Source organism: Streptomyces sp. T12, assembly GCF_028736035.1.
In the GTDB taxonomy this organism is placed as follows: Bacteria; Actinomycetota; Actinomycetes; order Streptomycetales; family Streptomycetaceae; genus Streptomyces.
The window spans coordinates 960,724-985,921 of sequence record NZ_CP117866.1; the positions used below are offsets into that span (position 1 = coordinate 960,724).

Annotated in this window: 21 protein-coding genes and 2 pseudogenes; 15 read left to right on the forward strand and 8 right to left on the reverse strand. The window is 70.2% G+C overall.

The genetic code is table 11. From position 1 onward, the window contains the following. Positions 1-2 precede the first annotated feature (2 nt). The 4 genes and pseudogenes from PBV52_RS04220 (at position 3) to PBV52_RS04235 (ending at position 3,750) form a co-directional block, all read left to right on the forward strand. The gene (locus tag PBV52_RS04220; protein ID WP_274236914.1) at positions 3-905 is read left to right on the forward strand and encodes an amidohydrolase; all 903 of its coding nucleotides are present in this window, start codon (positions 3-5) and stop codon (positions 903-905) included. Next, complete coding sequence (locus PBV52_RS04225; RefSeq protein WP_274236916.1) at positions 896-1,636, forward strand: (Fe-S)-binding protein; 741 nt, start codon at positions 896-898, stop codon at positions 1,634-1,636. Before PBV52_RS04220 ends, PBV52_RS04225 begins: the two co-directional genes overlap by 10 nt. Next, positions 1,633-3,118 (forward strand): annotated as a pseudogene (locus tag PBV52_RS04230) (LutB/LldF family L-lactate oxidation iron-sulfur protein). Before PBV52_RS04225 ends, PBV52_RS04230 begins: the two are co-directional and overlap by 4 nt. Beyond that, positions 3,115-3,750 carry an LUD domain-containing protein gene (locus tag PBV52_RS04235; RefSeq protein WP_274236917.1) on the forward strand — a complete coding sequence of 212 codons (636 nt, stop codon included), beginning with the start codon at positions 3,115-3,117 and terminating at the stop codon, positions 3,748-3,750. Before PBV52_RS04230 ends, PBV52_RS04235 begins: the two are co-directional and overlap by 4 nt. Before the next feature lie 268 nt (positions 3,751-4,018). Here the strand turns inward: PBV52_RS04235 and PBV52_RS04240 are convergent, their stop codons facing one another. From PBV52_RS04240 to PBV52_RS04265, 6 genes are all read right to left on the reverse strand, one after another. Then, positions 4,019-4,147 (reverse strand): hypothetical protein, encoded by a 129-nt coding sequence (locus PBV52_RS04240; protein ID WP_274236919.1) that lies wholly within the window; start codon positions 4,145-4,147, stop codon positions 4,019-4,021. A gap of 1,621 nt (positions 4,148-5,768) precedes the next feature. Further along, positions 5,769-6,188: a hypothetical protein gene (locus tag PBV52_RS04245; protein ID WP_274236920.1), complete on the reverse strand. Its 420-nt coding sequence runs from the start codon at positions 6,186-6,188 to the stop codon at positions 5,769-5,771. 331 nt (positions 6,189-6,519) lie between these two features. Further along, positions 6,520-7,842: an MFS transporter gene (locus PBV52_RS04250; protein ID WP_274236921.1), complete on the reverse strand. Its 1,323-nt coding sequence runs from the start codon at positions 7,840-7,842 to the stop codon at positions 6,520-6,522. Beyond that, positions 7,842-8,129, reverse strand: a complete 288-nt coding sequence (locus tag PBV52_RS04255; protein ID WP_274236922.1) for an ATP-binding cassette domain-containing protein — start codon at positions 8,127-8,129, stop codon at positions 7,842-7,844. Before PBV52_RS04255 ends, PBV52_RS04250 begins: the two co-directional genes overlap by 1 nt. Further along, positions 8,126-8,704: a GNAT family N-acetyltransferase gene (locus PBV52_RS04260; protein WP_274236923.1), complete on the reverse strand. Its 579-nt coding sequence runs from the start codon at positions 8,702-8,704 to the stop codon at positions 8,126-8,128. Before PBV52_RS04260 ends, PBV52_RS04255 begins: the two co-directional genes overlap by 4 nt. A 1,248-nt stretch (positions 8,705-9,952) precedes the next feature. Then, positions 9,953-10,528 carry a peptidoglycan-binding protein gene (locus PBV52_RS04265; protein ID WP_274236924.1) on the reverse strand — a complete coding sequence of 192 codons (576 nt, stop codon included), beginning with the start codon at positions 10,526-10,528 and terminating at the stop codon, positions 9,953-9,955. A 338-nt stretch (positions 10,529-10,866) separates the two neighbouring features. On the opposite strand from PBV52_RS04265, the gene PBV52_RS04270 reads away from it, so the two are divergent. The 3 genes and pseudogenes from PBV52_RS04270 (at position 10,867) to PBV52_RS51610 (ending at position 13,840) form a co-directional block, all read left to right on the forward strand. Then, complete coding sequence (locus PBV52_RS04270) at positions 10,867-11,244, forward strand: helix-turn-helix domain-containing protein (RefSeq protein ID WP_274249265.1); 378 nt, start codon at positions 10,867-10,869, stop codon at positions 11,242-11,244. Next, positions 11,189-11,392 (forward strand): annotated as a pseudogene (locus tag PBV52_RS51605) (BTAD domain-containing putative transcriptional regulator); the annotation flags it as partial. The gene PBV52_RS04270 and the pseudogene PBV52_RS51605, both read left to right, overlap by 56 nt. Then, complete coding sequence (locus tag PBV52_RS51610; RefSeq protein ID WP_346283460.1) at positions 11,387-13,840, forward strand: tetratricopeptide repeat protein; 2,454 nt, start codon at positions 11,387-11,389, stop codon at positions 13,838-13,840. The pseudogene PBV52_RS51605 and the gene PBV52_RS51610, both read left to right, overlap by 6 nt. 1,160 nt (positions 13,841-15,000) lie before the next feature. Here PBV52_RS51610 and PBV52_RS04285 read toward each other — a convergent pair. Beyond that, positions 15,001-15,237: a helix-turn-helix domain-containing protein gene (locus tag PBV52_RS04285; protein WP_274249269.1), complete on the reverse strand. Its 237-nt coding sequence runs from the start codon at positions 15,235-15,237 to the stop codon at positions 15,001-15,003. Continuing rightward, a complete protein-coding gene (locus PBV52_RS04290; protein WP_274236925.1) occupies positions 15,150-16,226 on the reverse strand; it encodes a hypothetical protein in 1,077 nt (358 codons plus the stop codon). The genes PBV52_RS04285 and PBV52_RS04290 overlap by 88 nt, the downstream gene beginning before the upstream one ends. A gap of 121 nt (positions 16,227-16,347) precedes the next feature. Between PBV52_RS04290 and PBV52_RS04295 the strand changes: the two genes are divergently transcribed. The 8 genes from PBV52_RS04295 (at position 16,348) to PBV52_RS04330 (ending at position 25,182) form a co-directional block, all read left to right on the forward strand. Next, positions 16,348-17,844 (forward strand): aldehyde dehydrogenase family protein, encoded by a 1,497-nt coding sequence (locus tag PBV52_RS04295; RefSeq protein ID WP_274236926.1) that lies wholly within the window; start codon positions 16,348-16,350, stop codon positions 17,842-17,844. 75 nt (positions 17,845-17,919) lie between these two features. Further along, positions 17,920-18,759 (forward strand): SDR family oxidoreductase, encoded by an 840-nt coding sequence (locus PBV52_RS04300; RefSeq protein WP_274236928.1) that lies wholly within the window; start codon positions 17,920-17,922, stop codon positions 18,757-18,759. A gap of 46 nt (positions 18,760-18,805) precedes the next feature. Continuing rightward, a complete protein-coding gene (locus PBV52_RS04305; protein ID WP_274236929.1) occupies positions 18,806-20,605 on the forward strand; it encodes a long-chain fatty acid--CoA ligase in 1,800 nt (599 codons plus the stop codon). A gap of 87 nt (positions 20,606-20,692) precedes the next feature. Beyond that, positions 20,693-21,655 (forward strand): triacylglycerol lipase, encoded by a 963-nt coding sequence (locus PBV52_RS04310; RefSeq protein ID WP_274236930.1) that lies wholly within the window; start codon positions 20,693-20,695, stop codon positions 21,653-21,655. A 98-nt stretch (positions 21,656-21,753) separates the two neighbouring features. Then, positions 21,754-22,944, forward strand: coding sequence for a lipid-transfer protein (locus PBV52_RS04315; protein WP_274236931.1), 1,191 nt, complete (start codon positions 21,754-21,756; stop codon positions 22,942-22,944). A 31-nt stretch (positions 22,945-22,975) separates the two neighbouring features. Beyond that, positions 22,976-23,407 carry an SRPBCC family protein gene (locus PBV52_RS04320; protein ID WP_274236932.1) on the forward strand — a complete coding sequence of 144 codons (432 nt, stop codon included), beginning with the start codon at positions 22,976-22,978 and terminating at the stop codon, positions 23,405-23,407. Positions 23,408-23,414: 7 nt separating this feature from the next. Next, entirely contained in the window at positions 23,415-24,281 is an 867-nt protein-coding gene (locus PBV52_RS04325) for a MaoC/PaaZ C-terminal domain-containing protein (protein ID WP_274236933.1), read from the forward strand. A gap of 31 nt (positions 24,282-24,312) precedes the next feature. Continuing rightward, the gene (locus tag PBV52_RS04330) at positions 24,313-25,182 is read left to right on the forward strand and encodes an SDR family oxidoreductase (protein ID WP_274236934.1); all 870 of its coding nucleotides are present in this window, start codon (positions 24,313-24,315) and stop codon (positions 25,180-25,182) included. Positions 25,183-25,198 lie beyond the last annotated feature (16 nt).

Sequence of the window (25,198 nt, forward strand, 5' to 3'; positions counted from 1 at the left end):
CCATGGAGACAAGCACCGCTGAGGGCGTCATCGACGCACACCACCACGTGTGGGACCTCTCCGTCCGCGACCAGGACTGGATCACCGGACAGGAACTCGGCCTGCTGCGCCGCGACTTCCTGCTCGCCGATCTGGAGTCCGAGGCCCGGGCCGCCGGCGTCACGGCGACCGTCCTGGTCCAGACGATCGACGTGCCGGAGGAGACACCCGAGTTCCTGGCGTTGGCCCAGGGCAGCGACCTGGTGGCCGGCGTCGTGGGCTGGACCGACCTGACCTCCCCGGATGTCGCCCGCGCGCTCGCGGCGCTGCGGGAGAGGCCGGGAGGTGAGTACCTGGTGGGCATCCGCCACCAGGTACAAGGCCAATCCGATCCTCGTTGGCTGATGCGGCCGGACGTGCTGCGTGGGCTGGCCGCGGTGGCCGAGGCGGGGCTCGTGTACGACCTGGTCGTCAGGCCACACCAGCTCGCGGCCGCGTATGAGACCGCCCGCCTGCTTCCCGGCCTCACGTTCGTACTCGATCACGCGGGCAAGCCCCCCATCGCCTCGGGCGAGCTGCGGCCGTGGGCGGGCGCGGTGCGCCTGCTGGCCTCGCTGCCCAACACCGTCTGCAAGCTCTCCGGCATGGTGACCGAGGCCGACTGGGACCGGTGGAGCGTCGAGGACCTCCGGCCGTACACGGACACCGTGCTGGACGCCTTCGGCCCGCGGCGGCTGATGTTCGGCTCCGACTGGCCCGTCTGTCGACTGGCCGCCACCTACGCCGAAGTAGTCGCCACAGTAAGGGAGTTGACTGCCGAACTCCACCTCACCGAACGCCGTGAGGTCTTCACCGGAACCGCACTGCGGACCTACGGCCTGACCGTCATCGGCTCCCCGGCCGCTCAGGAAGCACCATGCGCATAGCTCTCTTCATCACCTGCTTCAACGACACGATGTTCCCCCGCACCGGCCGCGCGGTGACCGAACTGCTGGAACGGCTCGGCCACACCGTGGAGTTCCCGCAGGGCCAGACCTGCTGCGGCCAGATGCACTTCAACACCGGCTACCGCCCCGAGACCCTGCCCATGGTGCGCCGTTTCTCGGAGGTCTTCGCGGGTTACGACGCCGTGGTCACCCCTTCCGGCTCCTGCGCGGGCATGGTCCGCGACCAACACCGGGTGGTCGCAGCCCAGTTGGGGGACGCCGCGCTCGTCGAGGCGGTCGAGCGGGTGGTGCCGACGGTGTACGAGCTGTCGGAACTCCTCGTCGACGTCCTCGGCGTCACCGACGTCGGCGCCCACTTCCCGCACCGCGTCACCTACCACCCGACCTGCCACTCGCTGCGCATGCTGCGCGTCGGCGACCGGCCGCTCACGCTGCTGCGCGCGGTGAAGGGCATCGACCTCGTCGAACTGCCCGCCGCCGAGTCCTGCTGCGGCTTCGGCGGAACCTTCGCGCTGAAGAACCCGGACGTGTCCAACGCGATGCTGGCTGACAAGTTGCGCCATGTCCTGGACACCGGCGCCGAATACCTGTGCGCGGGCGACAACTCCTGCCTGACACACATCGGCGGCGGCCTGTCCCGGCTGCGGACCGGCGTCGGCACGATGCACCTGGCCGAGATCCTGGCCTCCACGGAAGGGAACGTAAGGTGAGCGGCGCCGACAACGTCGTATGGCTGGGCACCCCGCCCCTTCCCCGAAGCGGCGCGCGCTGCGCTCGCCGACACCCGGCTGCGCGCGAACCTGCGCCGGGCCACTGGCACCATCCGGGACCGGAGGCTGGCGGTCACCGCCGAACTCGACGACTGGGAGGACCTGCGGGAGACAGCGGCGACCGTCAAGCGCCGCACCCTGCGTCACCTCGACCGCCATCTCCTGCGGCTGGAGGAGACGGTGACCGCCGCCGGCGGCACGGTCCACTGGGCGGCGGACGCAGCCGAGGCGAACGCCATCGTCACGCGGCTGGTCAAGGCGACCGGCGAGAGCGAGATCGTCAAGGTCAAGTCGATGGCGACCCAGGAGATCGGCCTCAACGAGGCGCTCGCCGAGGCCGGCATTCGCGCCTACGAGACCGATCTCGCCGAACTGATCGTGCAGTTGGGCGGCGACCGGCCCACGCACATCCTCGTACCGGCCATCCACCGGGGCCGCTCCGAGATCCGGGAGATCTTCCGGCGGCAGATGGGCAAGTGGGGCCGGCCCGCTGCCGAGGGACTCACCGACGACCCGCGCGACCTGGCCGAAGCGGCCCGGCTCCATCTGCGGGAGAAGTTCCTGCGCGCCAAGGTGGCCGTCTCCGGCGCCAACTTCGCGGCCGCCGACACCGGAACGGTGGTGGTCGTGGAGTCCGAGGGCAACGGGCGGATGTGCCTGACCCTGCCGGAGACCCTGATCACCGTCATGGGCATCGAGAAGGTCCTCCCCTCCTTCGCCGACCTGGACGTCTTCCTCCAGCTCCTGCCCCGCTCTTCCACGGGCGAGCGCATGAACCCGTACACCTCCCTGCGGACCGGCGTCACGGAGGGAGACGGGCCGCAGGACTTCCATCTGGTGCTCCTCGACAACGGCCGCACCGCGACCCTGGCCGACGAGGTGGGCCGGCAGGCGCTGTCCTGCATCCGCTGCTCGGCCTGCCTGAACGTCTGCCCGGTGTACGAGCGCACCGGCGGCCACGCCTACGGGTCGGTCTACCCCGGCCCCATCGGCGCTGTACTCACCCCGCAGCTCGTCGGCGTGGAGAACGCGGCCTCGCTGCCCTTCGCCTCCACCCTGTGCGGAGCCTGCTACGACGCCTGCCCGGTCAAGATCGACATTCCCGAGGTGCTCGTCCATCTGCGGGCGAAGGCCGTGGAGGCCAAGCGGCGGGACCGGCTGCTGCCCACCCCCGAGGCGCTCGCCATGAAGGCCGCAGGCGCGGTGCTGTCCTCCCCGAGGCGGCTGGCGGCGGTTCAGCGACTCGCCGCACTGGGCTCCCTGCTGGTGGCCCGCGACGGCCGGATCGGAGTTCTGCCCGGCCCGTTCGCCCGCTGGTCCGGCACCCGTGACACCCCCGCGCCGGCGCGCGAGTCCCTGCGCGCCTGGTGGCGACGGACGAGGGAAGCAGGCCGTACGGCGACGGAAGGGAAGGGCCGATGAGCGGCCGCGACACCGTACTGGGCGACATCCGGAGCGCGCTGGTCGACGTGCCGGATGCCGAGGTTCCCGACGGCGACCCCGCCCCGCACGATCCGCGCTCCCAGCAGGCGGGGCTGGACGTCGTCGAGCTGTTCGTCCAACGCGCCGCCGACTACCGCGCCACCGTCGTCCGGGTTCCGCCGTCCGACGCCGTCGCCGCCGTGGGCCGCGCGCTGGCCCGCACCGGAGCAAGGTCAGTTGTGCTGCCGCCGGGTTTCCCAGACGACCTCGTACCCGAAGGGCCCTGGTCCCGGTTGGAGGACGCTCCGCCGCTCACGGTCAGACAGCTCGACGCGGCGGACGCCGTGCTCACCACCGTCGCCGCAGCGATCGCCCTCACCGGCACCGTCGTCCTCGACAGCGGACCGGGACAAGGACGCCGTGTGCTGACCTTGCTCCCGGATCAACATGTCTGCGTGGTCAGGGCCAGCCAGATCGCCGCTGATGTGCCCGAGGCGTTGAGCCTGCTCCACCCGCGCCGGCCGCTGACCCTGATCTCCGGTCCCTCAGCCACCAGCGACATCGAACTGGACCGGGTGGAGGGCGTGCACGGACCGCGAACGCTCGACCTCGTCGTGATCGCGGACGACTAGGTCTCGGACACAGGGCCGTCCATGGACGGCATGTCCCAGCACCGGATGCACCCGCGCCTGACGGCCGGCCCCTGGCTCGAGCACTGCGGCGGACTCCGCGATCCACGGCACGTTGATCTGGCTGAAGGTCGATCGCCTGCCCGGCGACCGTGACCCGAAACCGGTCTGGCTGTGGTCCTCGATGACCGGCGAAGACATCGACGTACGCCGGCAGCGACTCGATGTTCAGCTGGTTCGACAACGGCCGCTGCGTCGCCGACCCCCGCCGTCAGGAGCAGCTGTTCGGCCCCGCCCCACCGCCGAGGACGGCCTCGGCCGGTACACCGACGAGCTGGGCATGGCGCAGCACCGGTGACGGGCCCACATGCCGGTCCCGCCGCCCGGGCGAGGGGGCCATACGAGAGAGGGTCGAGTAACCCCATCGGGGCCGTTTCCTCTTCGGGCCGTTTCCTTGCCCCTCGGCCGTCGCCGGGACACTTCCTCAGCAGCGACGGGCTCTCCACAGCGCAGACACCAGGCGACTCGCCCTACCCGCGTCCGCGCACCGGCCGCGCCGGTATCAGCACTGCCTCCGCCACCGGCCCGGTGCTCAACGGGCGCCCCGTGGATGGCTGCCCCAGCAGCGCCACCATCAAATGGGACAAAGAATCGACCCCGAGACACCGTCGGCCTGGACACGTCTGCGCCGTCCCGGCCCCTGTACGGCCCCTGTACGGCCCCTGAGTCTCCGCATCGGCCCTCAGAGCAGTCACCCCGACCGCGAGCGACACCCTCGATCATCTACTCAGCCGCAGGTCAGAGGGGTTGAAGCTCCCCCGAGCACCGCCCGACTCCGCACCCGCGGGCAGCGGATTCAGTCCGTTCAGGCAAAGTTGACGATCCGACACCCAAAAATGAACGTTTCGGCAGGTCAGAAGCCTGCACGGGTGGGGCGGGTGGGACTCGAACCAAAATTGGTGACGCGTCTCACCTGCGATTCTACCGACGGAACAGACATATCCATCCGTTTCCATCCGGCTGCATCCTGCTCGATCCTGCTCGATCGGGGGCCGTTAGGCGTTCGCCACACCGCTCCCTGCCCGCCCAGCAGAGCTGGAGGCCCAGGGCCACAAGCCCGCGACCACCTCCGGCTCCGCCAGAAGGCCCTTGCTCCGCGTTGAGGCTTCCCAGTCTGCGGCTCTCAAGTACACCCACGCCGTGGTTACGTTCTGTAGCAAGTGATTGCCCCCGAACACCGTTCGCCGCCATCCACTATCCGCCTCGACCCACGCCCCGACGTGCGCCAACGGCACCACCTCGGACCCGGCACCCGCACCATCCACGCCCCGCTCCACCAGCAGAGCGCCTTCGTCGAACAGGGCCGTCTACCGGAGCGGCCTGGCGACCGTCTTCACCAGTCGCGAGTAACGGGGCTAGACCTAGGGAGTCGAACCCGAAATTCTTACCTACCTGACCTGCGAAAACGCCCGAGAACCCGGACAAACAACCCCGTTTACACCCTGCTGGATCCCGCTCGATCCTGCTCGATCCGGCCCCCATGCTGACGTGTCAGCACGGACCATCCATCCGTTGCAGTCGTGAACTCAGACTTGCCTCATTCCGTGCAGCACCATTCATATTGAGCCACCACAAAGCGCTAGGTCGTGATTGCTAACGCAAACCACACATGCCACCCTCTCAGACCCCGATGCCTCCAGGAACCAGCAGTGCGCCAGGAACTCTGGGTGCCTTTGGCTGGGCGAGGATCAAGATCCTCTCTTGGTTACCTTTCCGGGCTCACCGAGGCCTAGCTGGGGCCCACTTCGCGGCCTGGCCTGAAGTCTTGGAACGGGCGGCGTCGGCGGCGTAGCTCATCCAGCCGCCGCTCGCCCGCTACACAAGAGGGCCTCCCCTGGCCACTTCTGCCGGACAGTGATCCGGTCATGTCTCCGCTCCTGCCTGATCGCGCCAACCTGAGCGTGTACCCGATGCTGCTCCACCGGCGGTGGGTTGGCGGCGCGAAAAGCGGCGCGGAACGCTCAGTCGACTGCGCCGCAGTTCTGATTGCCTTCGGCGAGGGTGTGGTCGCAGACGGCGAACTCCACTCCCAGGGCAATGCCGGTGCTGATGTTCAGCGTGCCGGAGGAGGCGACGGTGAACCAGCCGCTGGTGTGAGTGCCCGCGCCAGGGATGTAGGCGCTGTACCGGGCTCGCAGGTTGGCCTGGCCGGTCTCGGCGCATTCATCGGTGACTTTCAGCGACCACCGGTAGCTGCCCACTCCGAACCCGACCCCGTTCTCCCCGACCGGCAGCATCGCTGACACGAACGTGGTGGTGAGTGAACCGCCTGCGTAGGAGCAGCCCGTGGTGCTGGCGCCGGAGACCTGCACGGTCTTCTCTGTGACCGTGGGAAGGTCCGCGGCCTGGGCCTGGGTGACCCCGGCCAACATGATGGCCACGCTGGCCACGGTCGCCGCTCTCCCAGTGAAGCGTCGCATCGTCATATCCCCCGAGTAGCTGTTGGTGATGGCGAGTTGGGTGATTCACAGTGTCCCTTTGCTGGCGCATCAGCGCTCGTGTGCATTGCGTAACCTCCACGCCGGTGGCCGGGTGACCCCAAGTTGAGGAGCCCACTCCGCACGGTGCGCGCCATGCTGTCGCGGGGCCCAGCCCCCTGCCCCGTCAGCTACTTGCCGCGGTCCGCCTGTTGGCTTTCGCATCCTCCGGCGAACCGAGGCAGAGGCGAAATCATGGGCCTGGAAATGGAGTTCGTCCGGAACGGTGCGGTTGTCAGACCCCCGCTTCTTCATGCTCGTCTATACGTTGCTCGGCGTTTTCTGGCACTTCCCGGACGCGTGGCAACTCGGATGCGGCGACCCACAGCACGCTCAGCACGGCACCCGCCGTGCCGATCCACAGGGTGGGCCGCAGGCCGAGCGCGGTGCCCAGCGTGCCGGCCAGCGCCGCGCCGATCGGGCGCACGCCGAAGTTGGCTGTCTGCACCACGCCCATCACGCGGGAGCGCAGCGTGGGCGGGATGACCGCGATCAGATAGCTGTTGGTAGAGATGTCCAGGACCGCGACGCCACAGCCGGCGCCGAGGTGCGCGGCGGCCAGCGTCGCGATCACCAACGGTGCTGGGCCGTCGGCCAGGGGGACCAGCAGCAAGGGCAGGCTGAGGCCCAAGAAGCCGGTGACGATGGCCGGGCCGATGCCGATCCGCCGCACCACACGGGGCGCGGCGTACGCACCAGCCAGGCCGCCGAGCCCGAACACGGCGAACACCGCCCCTATCGCCGCGGGGGTCAGTCCCAGCTCGGTGGTTCCGTACAGCACGAACAGCGTCGCGGTGAGGGTTTGGCACAGGCTCAGCGCGGCGACCCCGGCGAGCAGCAGGGCCGGGGTGCGGTGCGCTCCCACCCAGCGCAGCCCGTCCGCCAGCCCGCCCTCACCAGGCGGGGCGGGCGGCGCCTCCCGCGCCCCCCTGATACGTCCCAGGCAAGCCGCCGACACCAAATAGGTGATGGCATCCATCAGCAAGGCGAACGGCGCCGACAGTGCCTGAACCAGCACTCCGCCCGTGCTTGGCCCGGCGACCGCGGCCACTGACCTGCTCCCGGACAGCAGCGCGTTGCCGTCCACGTACCTTTCTCTGGCGACCACGGATGCGTAGACGTGGTGATTGCAGACCCGGAACAAGACGGTGAGCGCCCCGACGACGAGCTCCGTCACGAACAGGTGAGCCAGCGTGAGCGTCCCCACCGCATACGCCAGCGGTATGGAGGCGACCGCGGCGAACCGCCCGATGTCAGCGACGATCATCGCCCTGCGCCGGTTGGCCTGCCGGTCCGCCCAGGCCCCGCCGGGTATCGACAGCAGCAGCGAGGGCAGCAGCGCCGCCGCCGTCAGCCACCCCATCTCGGACGCACCCGCGTCCAGCAACAGCACAGCGGCCAGCGGTATCGCCAGGATATTGATCTCGTCCCCGACCAGCGAAACGCTCTTCGCGCTCCAGTACAGCCGGAACCCCCGCTCCCGCAGCAGCCCCGTCCGAGGCGGCGCGTCACCAGATTTCCCCCGACGACGCGCCGGCCACGTACCCGCCTTGCTCATCAGGTGGCCCAGACGGTGACGTCAGAGGCGCGGCAGGAGCTGGAGCCCGTACCGCGCCTCACCCGCCACCCGCGTGGCACACCCCCGCCGCGCCCGGCAGACGACAGCAGCACCGAGGACAGAATGCGGCACAAGGTCGTCTTGCCCGCCCCGTTCGGGCTGAGCAGCCCGCGCACCTCACCCGGCGCGACGGCCAGGAACACCCGATCCAGCGCATACAGGTCCGGCCGACCCATGCGCGGATACCGCCGGGTCAGCTCCCGGATCTCGATCGCGTTCCCGGTCACCGGACGGCCCCCTGCGCGGCGACCGGCAGGGTCAGCAGCATGATGTGGGACACGGGCTCATCGTCTGCCGGCTGCCATTGGCCTACCTTGCGGTAGCCCCAGGCGGCGTAGGCGGCGTGCGCCGGTGCCGCTTCCGGATCGGGCCGCATCGCCAGCGTGACGCGCTCGACGCCCAGGCCCTCCAGCAGACAGTCGTGCATCCGGGCCGCCACCCCCCGCCGCCGCCACCCGGCGCGTACCGCGAGCTCGACAATGCCCAGCGTTCGCTCACCGCTCTCGGCCGCGAACTCCGCCGTCGTCTCCCCCTCCATCGCCTTCCACCAGCCGGTGTCCGACGGCAGCGGGTAGCCGAACGCGTAGCCGATCGGCTGGTCGCCGCAGCAGGCCACGACGAGGCGGGCGCGGGGAAGGAAGATCTCCTGGGCGAAGCGGTCCAGGAACTCGGCCATCTCCTTCGGGCCCTCGCGGTACGGCGGTTCGGTCCAGATCTCCTTGTACATCGGCAGCACGAGGTCGAGGTGCACGGCGCACTCCAGCCCCTCCCACCGCTCCACCTTGACCGGCGAGCTCCCCATTCATGTCCTCCCGTCTGCTGCCACCAGCGAGCCGGCGGCTAGAACCCGCTCGGACCAACAGGGATGGACCTGCGAGACCGCTCGCCGATGCTGACGCCACCCCTGATACCGATACCGCCCTGCGGTACGGGGTAGCGGACCGAACTACGGCCACCGATGCCGTGGCCGCCCTTCGCAGTGGCGGGGCGGTGCACGGGCCTGCGGTTACCGACGCCCGGACTGCCTTTGCAACGGCCGCCGATGCCTGGGCCGCCCTTCGCAGTGGCAGGGAGAAGAACAGGCCTGCGGCCACCGACGCTCGGGCCGCCCTTCGCCGTGGCGGGCTGGCCTACGGGACCGCGGGAGCCTGTGGTCGGACCGCCCTTTGCCGTGGCAGGACGGTGCACGGGCCTACGGCTACCGACGCCCGGAGTGCCCTTCGCGGTAGCGGGCTGGTGCACGGCCCTGCGGCTACCGGCACCCGGCGTGCCTTTGTACCGACTGTCGACACCCGGACCGCCCTTCAACACGGCAAGGTGGCACACAGACCTGCGGCTATCGACACCCGGAGTGCCCTTCGCGGTAGCGGGCTGGTGCACGGCCCTGCGGGAACCGGTGCTCGGACCGCCCTTCGCAGTAGCGGGGCGGCGAACAGACCTGCGACTACCGATGCCCGAGCCGCCACCCTTCATCGTGGCCAGATGGAGTACGGGTGTGCCCAGGGCTGGTGCGGGGGCCTCGGTGTACAGCTCAGAGTCCATAAGAGCGATCATGCGGACGGTCCTTTCGTGTCGAAGCGAGTTCCGACACTGCCGCGAACGCAGGCAGCGGCAGGTCAGCGGGGATCGTTTCCGCCGTCACCCTCTCGGTGACGGCTCACTCATCGTCAGTTGATGGCACGCTGCCGGAAACCTGGAATGTTTTAGGGTTCCGCTGCGCACGCCCTCGGACATGCAGCGTGAGTCGGTGGAGTCGGGTCGCGTCGTCAGGTGGGCGTGATCCGGCCTTGCCCTCAAGATGGCCTGCTGAGCTGCGGTTCGCTCGATCGCGGACACCGTCGCGACGACTTCGATCATGAGGGGCTTGTCGTCCGCGTAGTCGCGGACGCCTCGCGTAACAGCGTCGGCATCTCCTGCAGGCGTTGCAGGCCGGCCGAGTTAGAGCCGGAGCCCTTGCTGCCCCGCAGTACCGAGTTGGTACGTCACAGTGCTCGGCTCGGTGGGCGAGACCCTCGGTGCTGCGGGGCTGTGGTGTGCGGTGGAAGGGGTGTCAGCTGCAGCTGAGGTAGTTGTAGCCCGCGATCCTCCACTTGTCGTCTCCGTCCCGGAAGGCGTACTTGCCCTCCTTGTTGCGCACGACGGAGAAGCTGTGGGTGTCGCCGTAGTAGGTGAAGTTGAGCTGCTTGCCCCTGTCCTCGCTGCCACCGGTGACCTTGAGCTGATTCTCGGCGCGGCCGAAGGTCTTGGAGCCGACCTTGCCGTCTGTGTCCAGGTCCCACGCGGCCTGGAGCGAGACGGTGGCGTGGCGGGTGTTGGGCCCGAAGTTTCCGTCAATCTCGCTCTCGGGGAACTTCTTGTAGATTCCGCCCTCCTTGTACAGGGCACCTTCAGCCCAGAGGATCTTCTGCCACAGGCATGCAGCGTTGGAGTGCGGGAAGTACTCGGGCGTCCACCCCAGGGTTCCTTCGTCGTCCCAGTCGTCCTTGTAGGAGTCATAGCCCCTGACGTAGCCGTCACCGCTCCCAGAATGCGCGGAGGCGGGTGATGCGCTCAGGGCGAGTGTGCCTGCCGCGATGGCGCTGATCACGCCCGTGGCGATGCGGGCGTGTGCTGATCGAAGGCTCATGGGTGGTTTCTCCCCGTTGGCGCTGTTCGGTTTGTGCAGAGTGCGTGTGCCTCAACGGTGGCCGGGCCAGCCTCGTCCTCGGTTGGGATGGGGGTGGACAGTTGCGGTGTCCGTAGTGGCGGGTACAACCATGCCGAGCCGTCGTGCAACAACCCTGCAAGGAACCTAAAATCCGCAGGTAGGGCCGTGTCTGCGGCCAGGGACACAAACGGGGGCTGGGTGTGGACTTTCGGCTGCTGGGCGGTGTTGAGGCACAGACGGATACCGGCCCGGTTGAGCTTGGGCCCGCTCGCCAGCAGACGGTGCTGGCTGCTCTGCTCGTGGACGCCAATCGGCCGGTGACGATCGATCAGTTGGCGCACCGGGTATGGGGAGATGGCCCACCGCAACGTGCGACGCAGACCCTGTATGGCTATGTGTCCCGGCTGCGTCGCCTACTGCCAGGGGTGATCACCCGACGGGCAGGCGGCTATGTGCTCACCGCCGACGAATCGATGGTGGACGTGCACCGGTTCCACCGGCTGCTCGGGCTGGCCCGGCAGTCCGCCGACGCTGGCCGGTCGGTGGCGCTGTTCCAGGAGGCGCTGGCGCTGTGGCGGGGGGGAACCGTTCGCCGGCGCCGACACACCTTGGTTCAACGCCGCCCGCGACACCCTCCGCAAGGAACGGTCGGCCGCCGAGCTGGACTGCACCGACCTTCGCTTGCGGATCGGTGAACACGCAGCGCTGCTTACCACGCTCGCCGAGCGCAGCGCCACCCATCCGCTGGACGAGCGGCTGGCCGCCCAGTACATGCTTGCCCTGTACCGCTGCGGGCGGCAGGCCGACGCCCTCGCCCACTTCCGGCACCTTCGCCGCATGCTTGCCGAGGAACTCGGTATTGACCCGGGACAGGAACTGCAGCGCCTGCACCAGGCGATCCTCAGCGGCGACCCGGAGCTGGAACCGCAACCGGCCGCTCCACCGGCCGCAGCCCCGGTCTCGGTGCAGGCACCGGCCGAGGCCACCTGGACCGTCCAGTGCCAACTCCCCTTGGACGTACCGGGATTCGTCGGCCGAGCCGAGCTGATCGAGCGCCTAGAGGAAGAGCTGACAGCCCCCGTGACGGCGCCCGTCGTCGTGTCCGGCTCACCCGGCGTCGGAAAGAGCGCGCTCGCGGTGCACCTCGGTCACCGCCTGCGGGCTGCTTTCCCCGACGGTCAGTGGCATGTACACCTGGCGGGTAACAGCGGCCGTCCGCGTGATCCGGCCGAGGCATTGTCGGCGATGCTGCGCGCCTCCGGACAGGATCCGCAGACCATTCCCGAGCCGTTGGACGACCGCGCGGCCACCTTCCGCAGCCGGATGGCCGACCGCAAGGTGCTCCTCGTCCTGGACGACGCCGCCGACGCCGAGCAGGTGCGGCTGTTGCTGCCGGGAAACGCCGGGGCCGCCGTGCTCATCACCAGCCGGTCCGACCTGCGCGGCCTGGCCGCCAGCCATGCCGCCCGCACCGTCCCCCTCGACGTGCTCGCCCCGGCCGAGGCCCACACCCTGCTGGCCGGGGCCCTCGGTGCGCAGCGCGTGGCGGACGAAGCAGAGGCCGCCGGGCAGCTGGACGCCCTGTGCGCCCGTCTTCCGCTGGCGTTGCGGATCGCGGCCGCCAACCTCGCCGTCCGGCCGGACCGCTCCCTCTCCTCTTACGCCGCCGAACTGGCCAACGACGGACGGCTCGCCAAGCTGTCTGTCTCCGGAGACCGGCAGGCCGCCGTCCGGACCGCATTCGACCACTCCTACGCCGCCCTGGAGCCGGACACGGCGCGCCTGTTCCGCCTCCTCGGCCTCCATCCCGGTCCTGACTTCACCGCCGAGACGGCCGCGGCCCTGCTGGATGCCCCGCGGGCCGAGGCCGAGGACCTGCTCGGCCTGCTCGCCACCGCCGGCCTCGTGCAGTACACCGCCGCCGGCCGGTTCCAGTTCCACGACCTGCTGCGGCTCTACGCCGCCGAACACGCCATGGCAGACCCCGACCACGAGGCGGCCTGGCAGCGGCTGTGTGACTGGTACCTCGCGACAACCGACGCCGCTACTGCCTTCGACTACACCGGCAGCGTCCAACTGCCCCGACCGCGTGCCGAATCCGCTCGCTTCAACGACCGGCACCAGGCACTCGCGTGGCTGGAGAGCGAACGTGCCAACCTGGCCGCTCTGATCATCCGCACCGCCGATTCCGGCCCGCGCAATATCTCCTGGCAGCTGGCCGACCAACTACGCCTGTACTACTACAGCCGACGGCAAACGGCAGAGTGGCAGGCCACGACAACTGCCGCGCTGCGCGCCGCCGAACACGACAGTGAGACGCTCCCCCAGGCCGTGCTGTGGCACAGCCTCGGCCTGCTACGCCAGCACACCGGCGACACTCAGGCCGCCCGCGAGGCCCTGCGCACAGCCCAACAGGGATACCGCAACACCGGGTTCGCCCTCGGTGAGGTCGCCATCCTCACGAACCTCGCGATCCACTACGCCCTGCGCGGAGAGATGCGCCAGGCACTCGACTGCCAGCAGGACGGCTACACACTGCTCCGCGATCTCGACCGGCCGGTACTGCTCGCCCGCGCACTCAACACGATGGGTCTGTGCCACGCGTATCTCGGCGAGTTCAACCAGGCGGTGGACCGCATAACGGAAGCGATCCAGACATGCCGCGCGAACGACCGACCATCGGGCACCATCGGCCCCCTGGCCAACCGTGCCATCGCCCGACACGGCCTCGGCCACTACACCGAAGCGCTGGCCGACGCCACCGAAGCACTGCACCTCTGCCACAGCCACCAGCACCGCAACAGTGAACCCCCCGTCCACGAGATCCTCGCCCGCATCCACCGCGACACCGGCCGGCTCGACCTCGCCCAAACCCACGCCGAGCAGGCCCTGCGCACCGCCCGCGCAGTGGGCGAACCCACCCTGGAGGCCGACAGCCTGATCACCCTCGGCTCCATACACCGCCTGACCAGCCACCCCGACCGCGCCGCCACACGCCTCCAGGCAGCCACCGAACTCACCCACCGCAGCGGTTTACGCCACCAGGAAGCCGACGCCCACGCCCACCTCGCCTCCGGCGCCATACCCACCGCGAAACACCACGCCCACCAAGCCCTGATCATCGCCCGCGCCCTGGACCTACGCCCTGCTCAACACCGCGCCCTGACCGCCCTCGCCGCGATCGCCCACACCAACAGCACCCCCGCCGAGGCCGCCGACCACACCACGCAGGCCCGGCGGATCCAGGACGAGACGGGCTACCACCCATCCCCCGCAGACGAACCCAAGTGACACCCGTTCGCGAACGCGGAACACAGCCGTCATCGCCAGCTCAACCGCACCGACGGTCACTCAGTCAGCCGCGGCGGTTTGGAGCGGCAAATATCTCCCCTCTGTCGTCGCCGGAGCACTTCCTCTGTGCTTCTTCATTTGTGTGGTCTGCCCACCGTGTCGAGCCGAGACGCGGCCCGACGCAGGGCCGCTTTGGCCATGCTGGACCGCCTTCTGGGCTGGGACGGCGGAAGGACCCCGGGGTGCCGTGGTGGATGATGAGTGGCTCCAGGAAGATCGGAAGCCGAGACACTGCAAGGAGGGCCGCGGCCCGGGCCTGTAGGTGACCGACGCGGTTTCAACGACATGCGGAGCCGGGCGGAGGAATACGTCTTCCGAGCTTGGCCATCGTCGAAGTCCCCCGGCATACCGGCATGCGCGCCGACGAGGACCTGAAGCCGACCTACGCAGTTTCGTCGCTCACCAACTCCCGACCACCGCATCAGCGTGCCGTCGCCACGCTCCGCGACGGCAGCTACGAACCCAGACCTCACGCCCCGCTTGGCGCAGACACCCTCCCGGCTTCCCAGACCATCTCGCCGGACAGACGGGAAAACGAGCCCAGCCCTCGGCAAGGGGGACGCGGCAGGTACCAGCCGGCAAGGCCTAGGGGATCCACCGGGGGGAGACACACACCATCCAGACCCCGTAAGCACAAGGTCGGGCAGGCGTTCGTCAGCACCACTGCACTGACACGTCAGCACGGAAAATCGGGATAAAAACACCCCCCTGGTAGCGTTTCCGCCGGTCAGGGGGGTCTTGCGTTGTGGAGCCTAGGGGAGTCGAACCCGAAATCGTTACGTTTCTGACCTGCGATTTTACCAGAGAACCAGGACAAAGAACCCCGTTTCCATCCCCCTGCGTCCCGCTCGATCCTCCTCGATCCACGCCCCGTGCTGACACGTCAGCACGGACCAGCAAGCCGTTGCAGTCACAAATCGCGGCTTCTCGAAGATAACCAGATTCCTCACTGATTCCGGGGTTGAAACACAAGCTTCAGAGTGCACACGGGAGCAAATCATCATGAGAACTTCAGAGGGACTGCAACTGCGTCAGCATGACCGCTGCATCGTAGCGTCGGGCACCTTGGGGTGTGTGGGCTGATCTTGGTTGTTGAGTGGTCAGTTCTCCAGGGTCTCCAGCGCCAGCTCCAGCTTGAGGTGGCGTTGTTCGAAGTCCTCGCCCAGGTGCTCGCGGAGCTGTCCGATGCGGTAGCGGACGGTGTTGGCGTGGACGCCGAGGGCGCGGGCGGTGGCCTCGCGGTTGCAGTTCAGGCGGAGGTAGGTGCGCAGGGTGTCGCGCAGGCGGCGGGCGGAGTCGGTAGGGGCGAGCAGCTCGCCGAGTTCCCGCTCGGCCAGGGCGCGGGCGGCCGTGGGGGAGGCCGCGAGCAGGGCGTTGATCTCGACGTCCGGGTAGCGCACGAGCCGGGCCGCGTGCTCCGGTGGGCCCGCCATGCGCAGGGCGCAGAGAGCCTCGCGGTGGCTCTGGCGGAAGCCGGGGCGGCCGGTGGCGGGGCCCCGACTCCGGCCTGGATTCCGTCGGGCAGCGTCACCGTGTCCAGCAGGCCCAGATCGGGGGCATGGTCGGTGCCGGCCCAGGCCCACAGGCCGTGCGCTCCGGAGGGCAGGGTGAGCAGGCCCCGCGCCCCGAGGGCCTCGCCCAGTCGCGCCGCGAGCCCGTCCAGGTCACGCAGTGCGTCCGGCGTCTGCGCCCGGGTGTGCAGCACGAATGCGGTGTGGTGGCGGTGCAGGCGGTAGCCGAGGCGGCCCGAGGGGTCGTCCTGTTCGTCGGTGTCGTCCTGCAGGAGGGTGCGGATCAGGGTGCTGCGGACGGAGAGCGCGCCGGTCAGCAGCCGTTCGCGTTCCGCCGTGTGCACCGCGATGTGCTGTTCGAGGGTGTGGCTGATCCACATCGCGGTGCGTTCCCAGACCTCGGCGAGCAGGGCGACCTGGTGCACGGGCGGCAGTGCTGATTCCTGTACCACCCGGCTCAGGTAGCCGATGGCGAAGCGCTGGGCGGCCCGGTAGAGGCCGAGGGCCACGCTCAGGTCGAAGCCGCGGACGGCGAGCGTCCGTGCGAGATCACGGGTTTCCGCAGGCAGTGGGGCTTCGTCGACCGGGCCCGCCATCAAGGCCGTCAGCAGGGAGACGAGCTGCACTCGGCTGCTGGCGGCGAGGTCGCGCAGCAGCTCCTGGTCGCCCTGGAACGGCGGGGACTGCGCCACCAGAGCCGTATCGAGACCGTGGGCGAGCTCGTCACGACGCTCGGGGGTCATGAGGCGGGCGACCGTGGCCCGGAACCAGGCGTCCCGCTCGGCCGAGCCGTCCGCCGTCTGTGCAGATCCCACAAAAAGCTCCTGGTCGGTTGCGGATTCGCGCCAAGCGCGGTCCCCGCATCCTGCGAGAACATCGCCGCCACGTCCAGCGCCGGACGTCCGGGGAGACCGGCATTTCCTGGGAGGCAGACCTGTGTCCGCACTCGGTTCCGCTCATACGCAGGCCCTGCTCACCGTCCGTTCCCCGGTCGACGGCCGGATCGTGGGCCGGGTTCCGGACAGCGGGCCGCAGGTCGTCGCCGAGCGGGCGCGGGCCCTCCGGGAGAGCCAGCCCGGCTGGCGGGCGATCGGCCCCCGCGGCCGGGCACGCCACCTGCGCGTACTGCGGGACTGGCTGCTCGACCACGAGCGGCACGTGGTGGATGTTCTGGTCGCCGAGACCGGCAAGGCACGGGCGGACGCGGCGACGGAGATCCCGCTCGTCTGCGACCTGATCAACTACTACGCCGGCCACGCCGAGGAGTTTCTCGCCGATGAACGGCCGCGCCCGCACGGCCCGGTGGGGTTCGCGAAGCGGCTGACCGTGACCCGGCATCCGTATCCCGTGGCCGGGGTGATCACGCCGTGGAACTACCCGCTCGCCATGCCCGGCCTGGACGTGGTACCGGCCTTGCTCGCCGGTACGGCGGTGCTGCTCAAGCCGTCCGAGGTGACGCCCCTAACGGCCCTCGAACTCGCCCGGGGCTGGCGGGAGATCGGCGCGCCGCCTGTCCTGGAGGTGGTCACCGGAGGTGCGGGGACGGGGGCCGCTGTGGTCGACCACGCGGACTTCGTGCAGTTCACCGGCTCCGTCCGCACCGGCCGGGCGGTGGCCGTACGGGCCGCCGAGCGCCTGGTGCCGTTCAGCCTCGAACTCGGCGGCAAGGACGCGGCGATCGTGCTCGCCGACGCCGACCTCGATCGTGCGGTGCAGGGGATCGCGTGGGGCGGGATGTTCAACGCCGGGCAGACCTGTGTGTCCGTGGAACGCGTCTACGTCGAAGCGCCGGTCCACGACAAGTTCGTACGGCGGCTGACCCGTCTGGTGTCGGGGCTGCGGACGCCCGAGGAGTCGGACGGCGGACGGCACCTCGACGTGGGCGCCCTGGCCACGCCGGCTCAGCGCGACCTGGTGCACCGCCAGGTCACCGAGGCGCTCTCCGGTGGGGCCCGCGCACTGACGGGCGGTGTCCCGGGCGCGGTGGGCACGTCGTACCGGCCCACCGTCCTCGTGGACGTCCACCACTCCATGGCCTGCATGCGGGAGGAGACCTTCGGCCCGACGCTGCCGGTGATGAAGGTCGCCGACGCCGATGAGGCCGTACGGCTGGCCAACGACTCTCCGTACGGCCTGTCCGCGAGCGTCTGGACCCGCGACACGGCTCGGGGCGAGGCGATCGCCCGCCGGCTGGAGGCGGGCGCGGTCAACATCAACGACGTCTACTCCAACCTTCTTAACTTCCCGCTCCCGCACGGTGGTTGGAAGGAGTCCGGGACCGGTGTGCGTCTCGGCGGCGCGCAGGGGATGCGCAAGTACACCCGGCAGCAGGCGATCACCGCACCGCGCGGTCCCTGCCGGCCCGGGAGCCGTTCTGGTACCCGTACACGCCCGTCCGTACCCGGCTGGTGGGAGCCGTGCTGCGCCTGCTGACGGCGCGGGACCTGCGGCGACGCCTCGGACTGCGGCGCTGAACCACTCACCTTTTGAGCCCCACTGAGGAGCATCGTGCTGCGCACATCACCCCTTCCTGTCCGAGGCCGAGTCGTCGCCGTCACCGGCGGTGCCCGCGGCATCGGCGAGCGGACCGCCGGCCTGCTGACCCGCCTCGGCGCCCGCGTCGCGATCGGGGACATCGACGAGGAGCGTTGCGCCGAGACCGCCGGCCGGCTCGGGCTCGCCTGTCACGGCCGGCTCGACGTCACCGACCCGGAGTCGTTCGCCGCCTTCCTCGACCGTGTCGAGAGTGAACTCGGGCCGCTGGACGTCCTGGTGAACAACGCCGGGATCATGCCGGTGGGCCCGCTGCTGGACGAGTCCGACGCCGTGGCCCGCCGCATGGTCGAGATCAACGTCCTCGGCGTGATCACCGGCACCAAGCTCGCCCTGCGCCGGATGGCACCGCGCGGCAGCGGCCACATCGTCAACGTCGCCTCGCTCGGCGGCGAGATGTGCGTCCCGGGCGTGGCCAGCTATATCGGCACGAAGCACGCCGTGGTCGGCTTCACCGACGCGGCCCGGCTGGAGTTCCGTACCGCCGGAGTGCGGTTCTCGTCGGTCCTGCCGTGGTTCACCAACACCGAACTCGTCTCGGGCACCAAAGGCATCCGGTTCCTGCCCAACGCCGAACCCGAGGACGTCGCCGCTGCCATAGCCGCCACCCTGCGCCGGCCGCGTGCCCGCGTCCGGGTCACCGCCCTGCACGGGGCCCTCGTCCAGGCGGGCCGGTTCCTGCCCCGGTCCGTGACAGAGGGGGTCCAGCGGGTGTTGGGCGCGGAGAGCGTGTTCCTCGGCGACGTCGACGACGAGGCCCGCCGTGCCTACGAAGACCGCGTCCGGTCCCTGTGACCCGTACCGAGTCCGTCCAGCTGTCAGATCCCGAGGAGCACTACCCGTGACCGACCAGCCGACCACGCTCTGCGCCGCGTTCCAGCGCACGGTCGCTGCCCATCCCGACGCCGTGGCCCTGCGTGCGCACGGCGGCGACACCGAGATCACCTGGCGCCAGTACGGCCGGCGGGTGCGCCGGATTGCGACCGGCCTGGCCCGGCTCGGCGCGGGGCCGGGCGAGTTCGTGGCGCTGATGATGTCCAACCGCCCCGAGTTCCACCTCACCGACACCGCGGTCCTGCACACCGGCGCCGTCCCGTACTCGGTCTACAGCACCAACCCGGCCGAGGCGATCGCGCACACCTTCCGCAACTCCGGTTGCGGGATCGTCGTATGCGAGGCGCAGTACCTGGAGCGGGTGCGGGAGGCGGCCGAACGGGCGGGCGGGGTCCGGCACATCGTCTGTGTGGACGGCGAGGCCGAGGGGACCGTTTCACTCGACGAGGTGGAGATCCGGGGCGAGGAGGGCTTCGAGGGCTTCGACTTCGAGCGGTCCTGGCGCGCGGTCGGACCCGACGACCTGGCAACCCTCGTCTACACGTCCGGAACCACCGGGCTGCCTAAGGGAGTCGAGCTCACCCACGCCGCCGTGCTCGCCGACACCGCCGCCGCGTTCACCGTGTTCAGGCCCGGCGCGGGCGACCATGTGGTGTCGTACCTGCCGGACGCGCACGCGGCCAACCGCTGGATGTGCCACTACAACTCGCTGCTGTCCGGCGCCCGCATCACGACCCTCGACGACTCCAAGCGACTGGTGGAGGCGCTGGCCGCGGCCCGCCCGACGTTCCTGCTGGCGGTCCCGCACGTCTGGTACAAGCTCAAGGCCGCGCTGGAGACGGCGGTGGAGGAGCAGCCGAGCCCGGTGCGGCGGGCGCTGGGCCGCTGGGCCCTGCGCACCGGAGCACGCCGGGCCGCCGTGGAGGCCGCCCCGGAAGCGGACGCCGTACGCACCGTCCCGCCCGCCCTGCGCCTCCAACACGCCCTCGCCGAACGGCTGGTGCTGTCCCGGGTGCGCGCCCGGCTGGGCCTGGACCGGCTGCGCGTCGCGGCGACGGGCGCGGCACCGCTCGCCCCCGAGGCCCTGCGTTTCCTGCTCGGCATCGGTCTGCCGGTCTGCGAGGCGTGGGGCATGACCGAGGTGACCTGCGTGGCCACGGCCAACCGGCCCGGAGCCGTACGCATCGGCACCGTCGGCCAGGTCCTGCCCGGAGTGGAACTGCGCGTCGCCGACGACGGCGAACTCCTGCTGCGCGGCCCGATGCTGATGCGCGGCTACCGCGGCGCCCCGGAGCAGACCGCCGAAGTCCTGGACGCCGACGGCTGGTTGCACACCGGCGACATCGGCGAGGTCGACCGCGACGGCCGTGTGCGCATCGTCGACCGCAAGAAGGAACTGATCATCAACGCGGCGGGCAAGAACATGTCGCCCGCCCGCATCGAGAACGCCCTGCGCGTCGCCTGCCCGCTCATCGGCTGGGCGGTCGCCATAGGGGACGACCGCCCCTACGTCACCGCGCTGTTGACGCTCGACTCCGAGGCCGCCGCCGCCTTCCTCGCCGGACGGGACGAGGAGCGGGCCGATCCGTCGGACCTCGTCGACCACCCGCTGATCCGTCAGGAGATCGAACGCGGTGTCACGGCCGCCAACGCCACGCTCTCCCGCGTCGAGCAGATCAAGAAGTACACGCTCCTGACCGACCAGTGGGAGCCCGGCAGCGACGAGATCACCCCGAGCCTCAAGATCCGCCGCAAGCCGGTCCAGCAGCGGTACGCCGCCGAGATAGCGGCCCTCTACGTGACCTGATCACGACCGTCCGGCCGGTACGGGCCTGGGGACACGCCCGTACTGGCGGATTACCCGTATGAAATCCACCTCTGAAGGAGCCGCACTGTGAACCGTCCATTCAGACGCGCCGCCGCACTGCTCGCCGGGCTCGCCGCCGGCATGACCTTGCTGACCCCGACCGCCACGGCGGCGACGGGTCCGGCACTGAACACCCCCGAGGCACAGCTGAGTTCCGCGCTCAGCTGTTCCGACGACCTCACCCACCCGCAGAAGACACCCGTCCTGCTGATACCCGGCACCCTGGAGGAACCCGACACGGCGTACGCCTGGGGCTATCAGAAGGTGCTGCGGGCGCAGGGCCACCCGGTGTGCACGGTCCGCCTGCCCGCGCAGGGCAGCGGTGACATGCAGGACACCGCCGAGTACGTGGTGTACGCCATCCGGCACATATCCGAGGTGTCCGGCGGGAAGATCTCCACGCTGGGGCACAGCCAGGGCGGGCTGCTGGCCGCCTGGGCGCTGCGGTTCTGGCCGGATCTGCCGGGCAAGGTGGACGACGCGGTGTCGCTGGCCGCGCCGTACCGGGGCACGAAGGTCGCCGGCTACACGGTCTGCCTGCCGAACCTGTGCCCACCGATCTTCTGGCAGGTGAAGTGGGGCTCCGCCTGGTCCGGGGCGGTCGTCAGGCAGCCCATCGCCCCCGGCGCCGACGTCACGTCCGTCGGCTCCCGCACCGACGAAGTGGTGCAACCGGCTCCCGAGTCGACGTCGTTCCCCGGTGCCACCAACCTGATGGTGCAGGACCTGTGCCCGGGCCGCCTCGCCGGTCACATGAGCCAGCTCGCCGACGCCGCCGCCTACGCGCTCGTCGTGGACGCTCTCGACCACCCGGGGCCCGCGGACCTCTCCCGCGTCGACCGCTCAGCCTGCAGCAAGACGGCATTCGACGGCATCGACCCGGTCGAGATGACCGGCGCGCTCAAGTTCCTCGCGGACACCGTCACCTTCGTGGGCACGGCCCCCTGGGTGACCGCCGAGCCGCCCCTGCGCGACTACGCCCGCTCCTGACCGCCTGTCTCCCGCCCGAGCGTCCCGCACCGCACCTCGATCATCGTGCGCAGCCCCTCCTTGGCCCGCAGCCAGCGGGCCCGGAGTTCCTCGTCGGCATGAGCAGCAACGCGTACGTCATCGGCGTCGGCATGACGAAGTTCGAGAAGCCCGGCCGCCGCGAGGGCTGGGACTACCCGCAGATGGCGAAGGAGTCCGGCACCAAGGCGCTCGCCGACGCGGGCATCGCGTACGACGCCGTCGAGGCCGCGTACGTCGGCTACGTCTACGGCGAGTCCACCTCCGGCCAGCGCGCGGTCTACGAGCTCGGCATGACCGGCATCCCCGTGATCAACGTCAACAACAACTGCTCCACCGGTTCCACCGCCCTGTACCTGGCGGCGCAGGCGGTCACGAGCGGCCAGGTGCAGGTGGCTATCGCGCTCGGCTTCGAGAAGATGCAGCCCGGTTCGCTGGGCAGCACCTTCAACGACCGTGAGAACCCGATGCTGCGGCACATGGACGCCCTCGCCGGGATCTCCGAGGTGCGCTTCCCGCCCGCCCCCTGGATGTTCGGCGCGGCCGGCCGCGAGCACATGCAGAAGTACGGCACCACCGCCGAGCACTTCGCGAATATCGGCGAGAAGAACCACCGCCACTCGGCGGGCAACCCCTACGCCCAGTTCCAGGATGTCTACACCCTCGACCAGATCCTGGAGGCCCCGATGATCTACGACCCGCTCACCAAGCTGCAGTGCTCACCGACCTCGGACGGCTCCGGGGCCGCGATCCTGGCGAGCGAGGACTTCGTCGACCGGCACGGCCTCGCCGGGCAGGCCGTGGAGATCGTCGGCCAGAGCATGGTCACCGACTTCGCGTCCACCTTCGACGGCAGCGCGAAGAACATCATCGGCTATGACATGAACGTTCAGGCCGCCCGCCGCGTGTACGAGCAGAGCGGCCTCGGCCCACAGGACTTCCAGGTCATCGAGCTGCACGACTGCTTCTCCGCCAACGAACTCCTCCTCTACGAGGCCCTCGGCCTGTGCGCGGAGGGCGAGGCGGGCTCGCTGATCGACGCGGGTGACACGACGTACGGCGGGCGCTGGGTGGTCAACCCCTCGGGCGGCCTGATCTCCAAGGGCCACCCGCTGGGCGCCACCGGACTCGCCCAATGCGCCGAACTCACCTGGCAGTTGCGGGGCACCGCCGACCGGCGCCAGGTCGAGGGCGTCACCGCCGCCCTCCAGCACAACATCGGCCTCGGCGGCGCCGCCGTCGTCACGGCCTACCAGCGCGCCGAGCGCTGACCACTCTCACACGACCACCGGAGAAAAAGACATGGGACACGTCTCTTCCACGCTCACCGTCGCCGCCCCCCGCGAGAAGGTCTGGGAGGTCATCACCGACCCGGCCGGATACGACAAGTGGCTCGCCATCCACACCAAGTGGAAGACGGAGCCCCCGGCGCCGCTCGCCGTCGGAGCACAGATGACCGAGGTCGTCACCATGCTCGGCATGGCGAACACCATCAGCTGGACCGTGGAGGAGCTCGACGCCCCGGCCCGGCTGGTCATCGGCGGCACGGGCATGGCGGGGGTGCGGACCACGTTCACCTTCGCCGTCGAGGAGGGCGCCGACGGCTGCGAGGTGCGCGCCGAGGCCGAGTTCACCGGCCAGATGATCGTGGGCGCACTCGGCAAGGCGGTCGAGAAGGACGCCGTGGTCAACCTCGACAAGTCGCTCCAGGCCCTCGCCGGCCTGGTCGCGTGAGACCCGCATGAGCGAGCAGCTGCGCTTCGACCCGGAACCGTTGGGCACGTGGACGGAGGAAACCGTCTTCGAGGTGACGGCCGAACGCCTCGCCCAGTACGCCGAGGCCGTCAACGACCCGATCCCCGCGCACCGTTCGGGCGAGCTGGCCAACCCGGTCTTCGCGATCGTCCCGGTCTTCGAGTCCCTCCTCGAACCGGCCCTCGGCATCGTCCCGCTCCCGCTGATCGGCCGCATCGTCCACGGCGAACAGGACTTCCGCTTCCACCGCCCGATCGTGCCCGGCGACAAGCTCACCGCCCGCGCCCAGATGACCGGCTGGGAGTCCCTGCCCAACGGCACGCGCGCGTGCGTCTACCTGGAGACCCGGGACGCGGCCGGCGATCCGGTCAACGAGCAGTACGTCACCTTCTTCGTCCGCGGCCACGACGAGGGCACGCGGGTGGGCGAACTCGCCCCCGGGCACCGCTTCGACGAGGCTCTGCGCGCCGAGGCACCGGTTGCCGCGACCACCCAGCACCTCGACGCCGACCAGACCTTCCGCTACGCCCCGGCCGCCGGTGACCCGATGCCGATCCACACGGACGAGGAGGTCGCCCGCGACGCCGGACTGCCCGGCATCATCGCCCACGGCCTGTGCACCATGGCGTTCACCGGCTGGGCGGCACTCACCGAGCTCGCCGACGGCGACGTACGACGCCTCAAGCGCCTGGCCGTCCGCTTCGCGCGCCCCGTCGTGCCCGACTCGGACCTGGACACCCGCTTCTGGCACGCGGGCTCCGCCGACGGCATCACCCGCTACGCCTACGAGACCCACGCGCGCGGCGAACTCGTCATCAAGGACGGCCTCGCGGAGATCGCCGACCCGGCCTGAGCCCCGTAGACATCCAGGAAGGACCCCCACCATGGGAGCACTCGACGGCCGCGTCGCCGTCATCACCGGCGCCGGCCGCGGCATCGGCCGCGAACACGCCCTGCTCTTCGCCCGCGAGGGCGCGTACGTCGTCGTCAACGACCTCGGCGGCACCAACGACGGATCAGGCACCGACGCCGGCCCCGCCCAGGAGGTTGTCGCCGAGATCGAGGCGGCGGGCGGCAAGGCCGTCGTCAACACCGACAACGTGGCCGACTGGCAGGGCGCCGGGCGCCTGATCGACCAGGCCGTCGAGACCTTCGGCCGGCTGGACGTCGTCGTCAACAACGCGGGCATCCTGCGCGACGGTTTCGTGGCCGGCCTTGAAGAAGCCCAGTGGGACTCCGTCGTCGCCGTCCACCTCAAGGCCCACGCGGCGGTCCTGCACCATGCCGCGGCCCACTGGAAGGCCCGTACCAAGGCGGGTGAGCAGGTGACGGCGTCGGTCGTCAACACCGCGTCGGCCTCCGGGCTCACCGTGCCCAACGCGGGCCAGGCCAACTACGGCGCCGCGAAGGCGGGCATCGCCGCCCTCACCCTGGTCGCCGCCGAGGAACTGGAGCGCTACGGCGTCCGCGTCAACGCCATCGCCCGTACCCGGCTCACGCTGGCCACCCCCGGGATGGGCGCGATCTTCGCCCAGGAGGTCGCCGAGGGCGAGTTCGACGCCTTCTCCCCGGCCAACATCTCCCCGCTGGTCGCCTACCTCGCCACCGAGCGGTGCCCGTGGACCGCCCAGGTCTTCGCCGTCCAGGGCGGCGCCATCCAGCAGCTGGCCGGCTGGCAGGCGACCCGGGACACCGAGACCGACGGCCCCTGGACCATCGACCTGGTCGCCGAGCGCCTCGGCGCCTGGACCTGAGCAAGAGGAACACGCA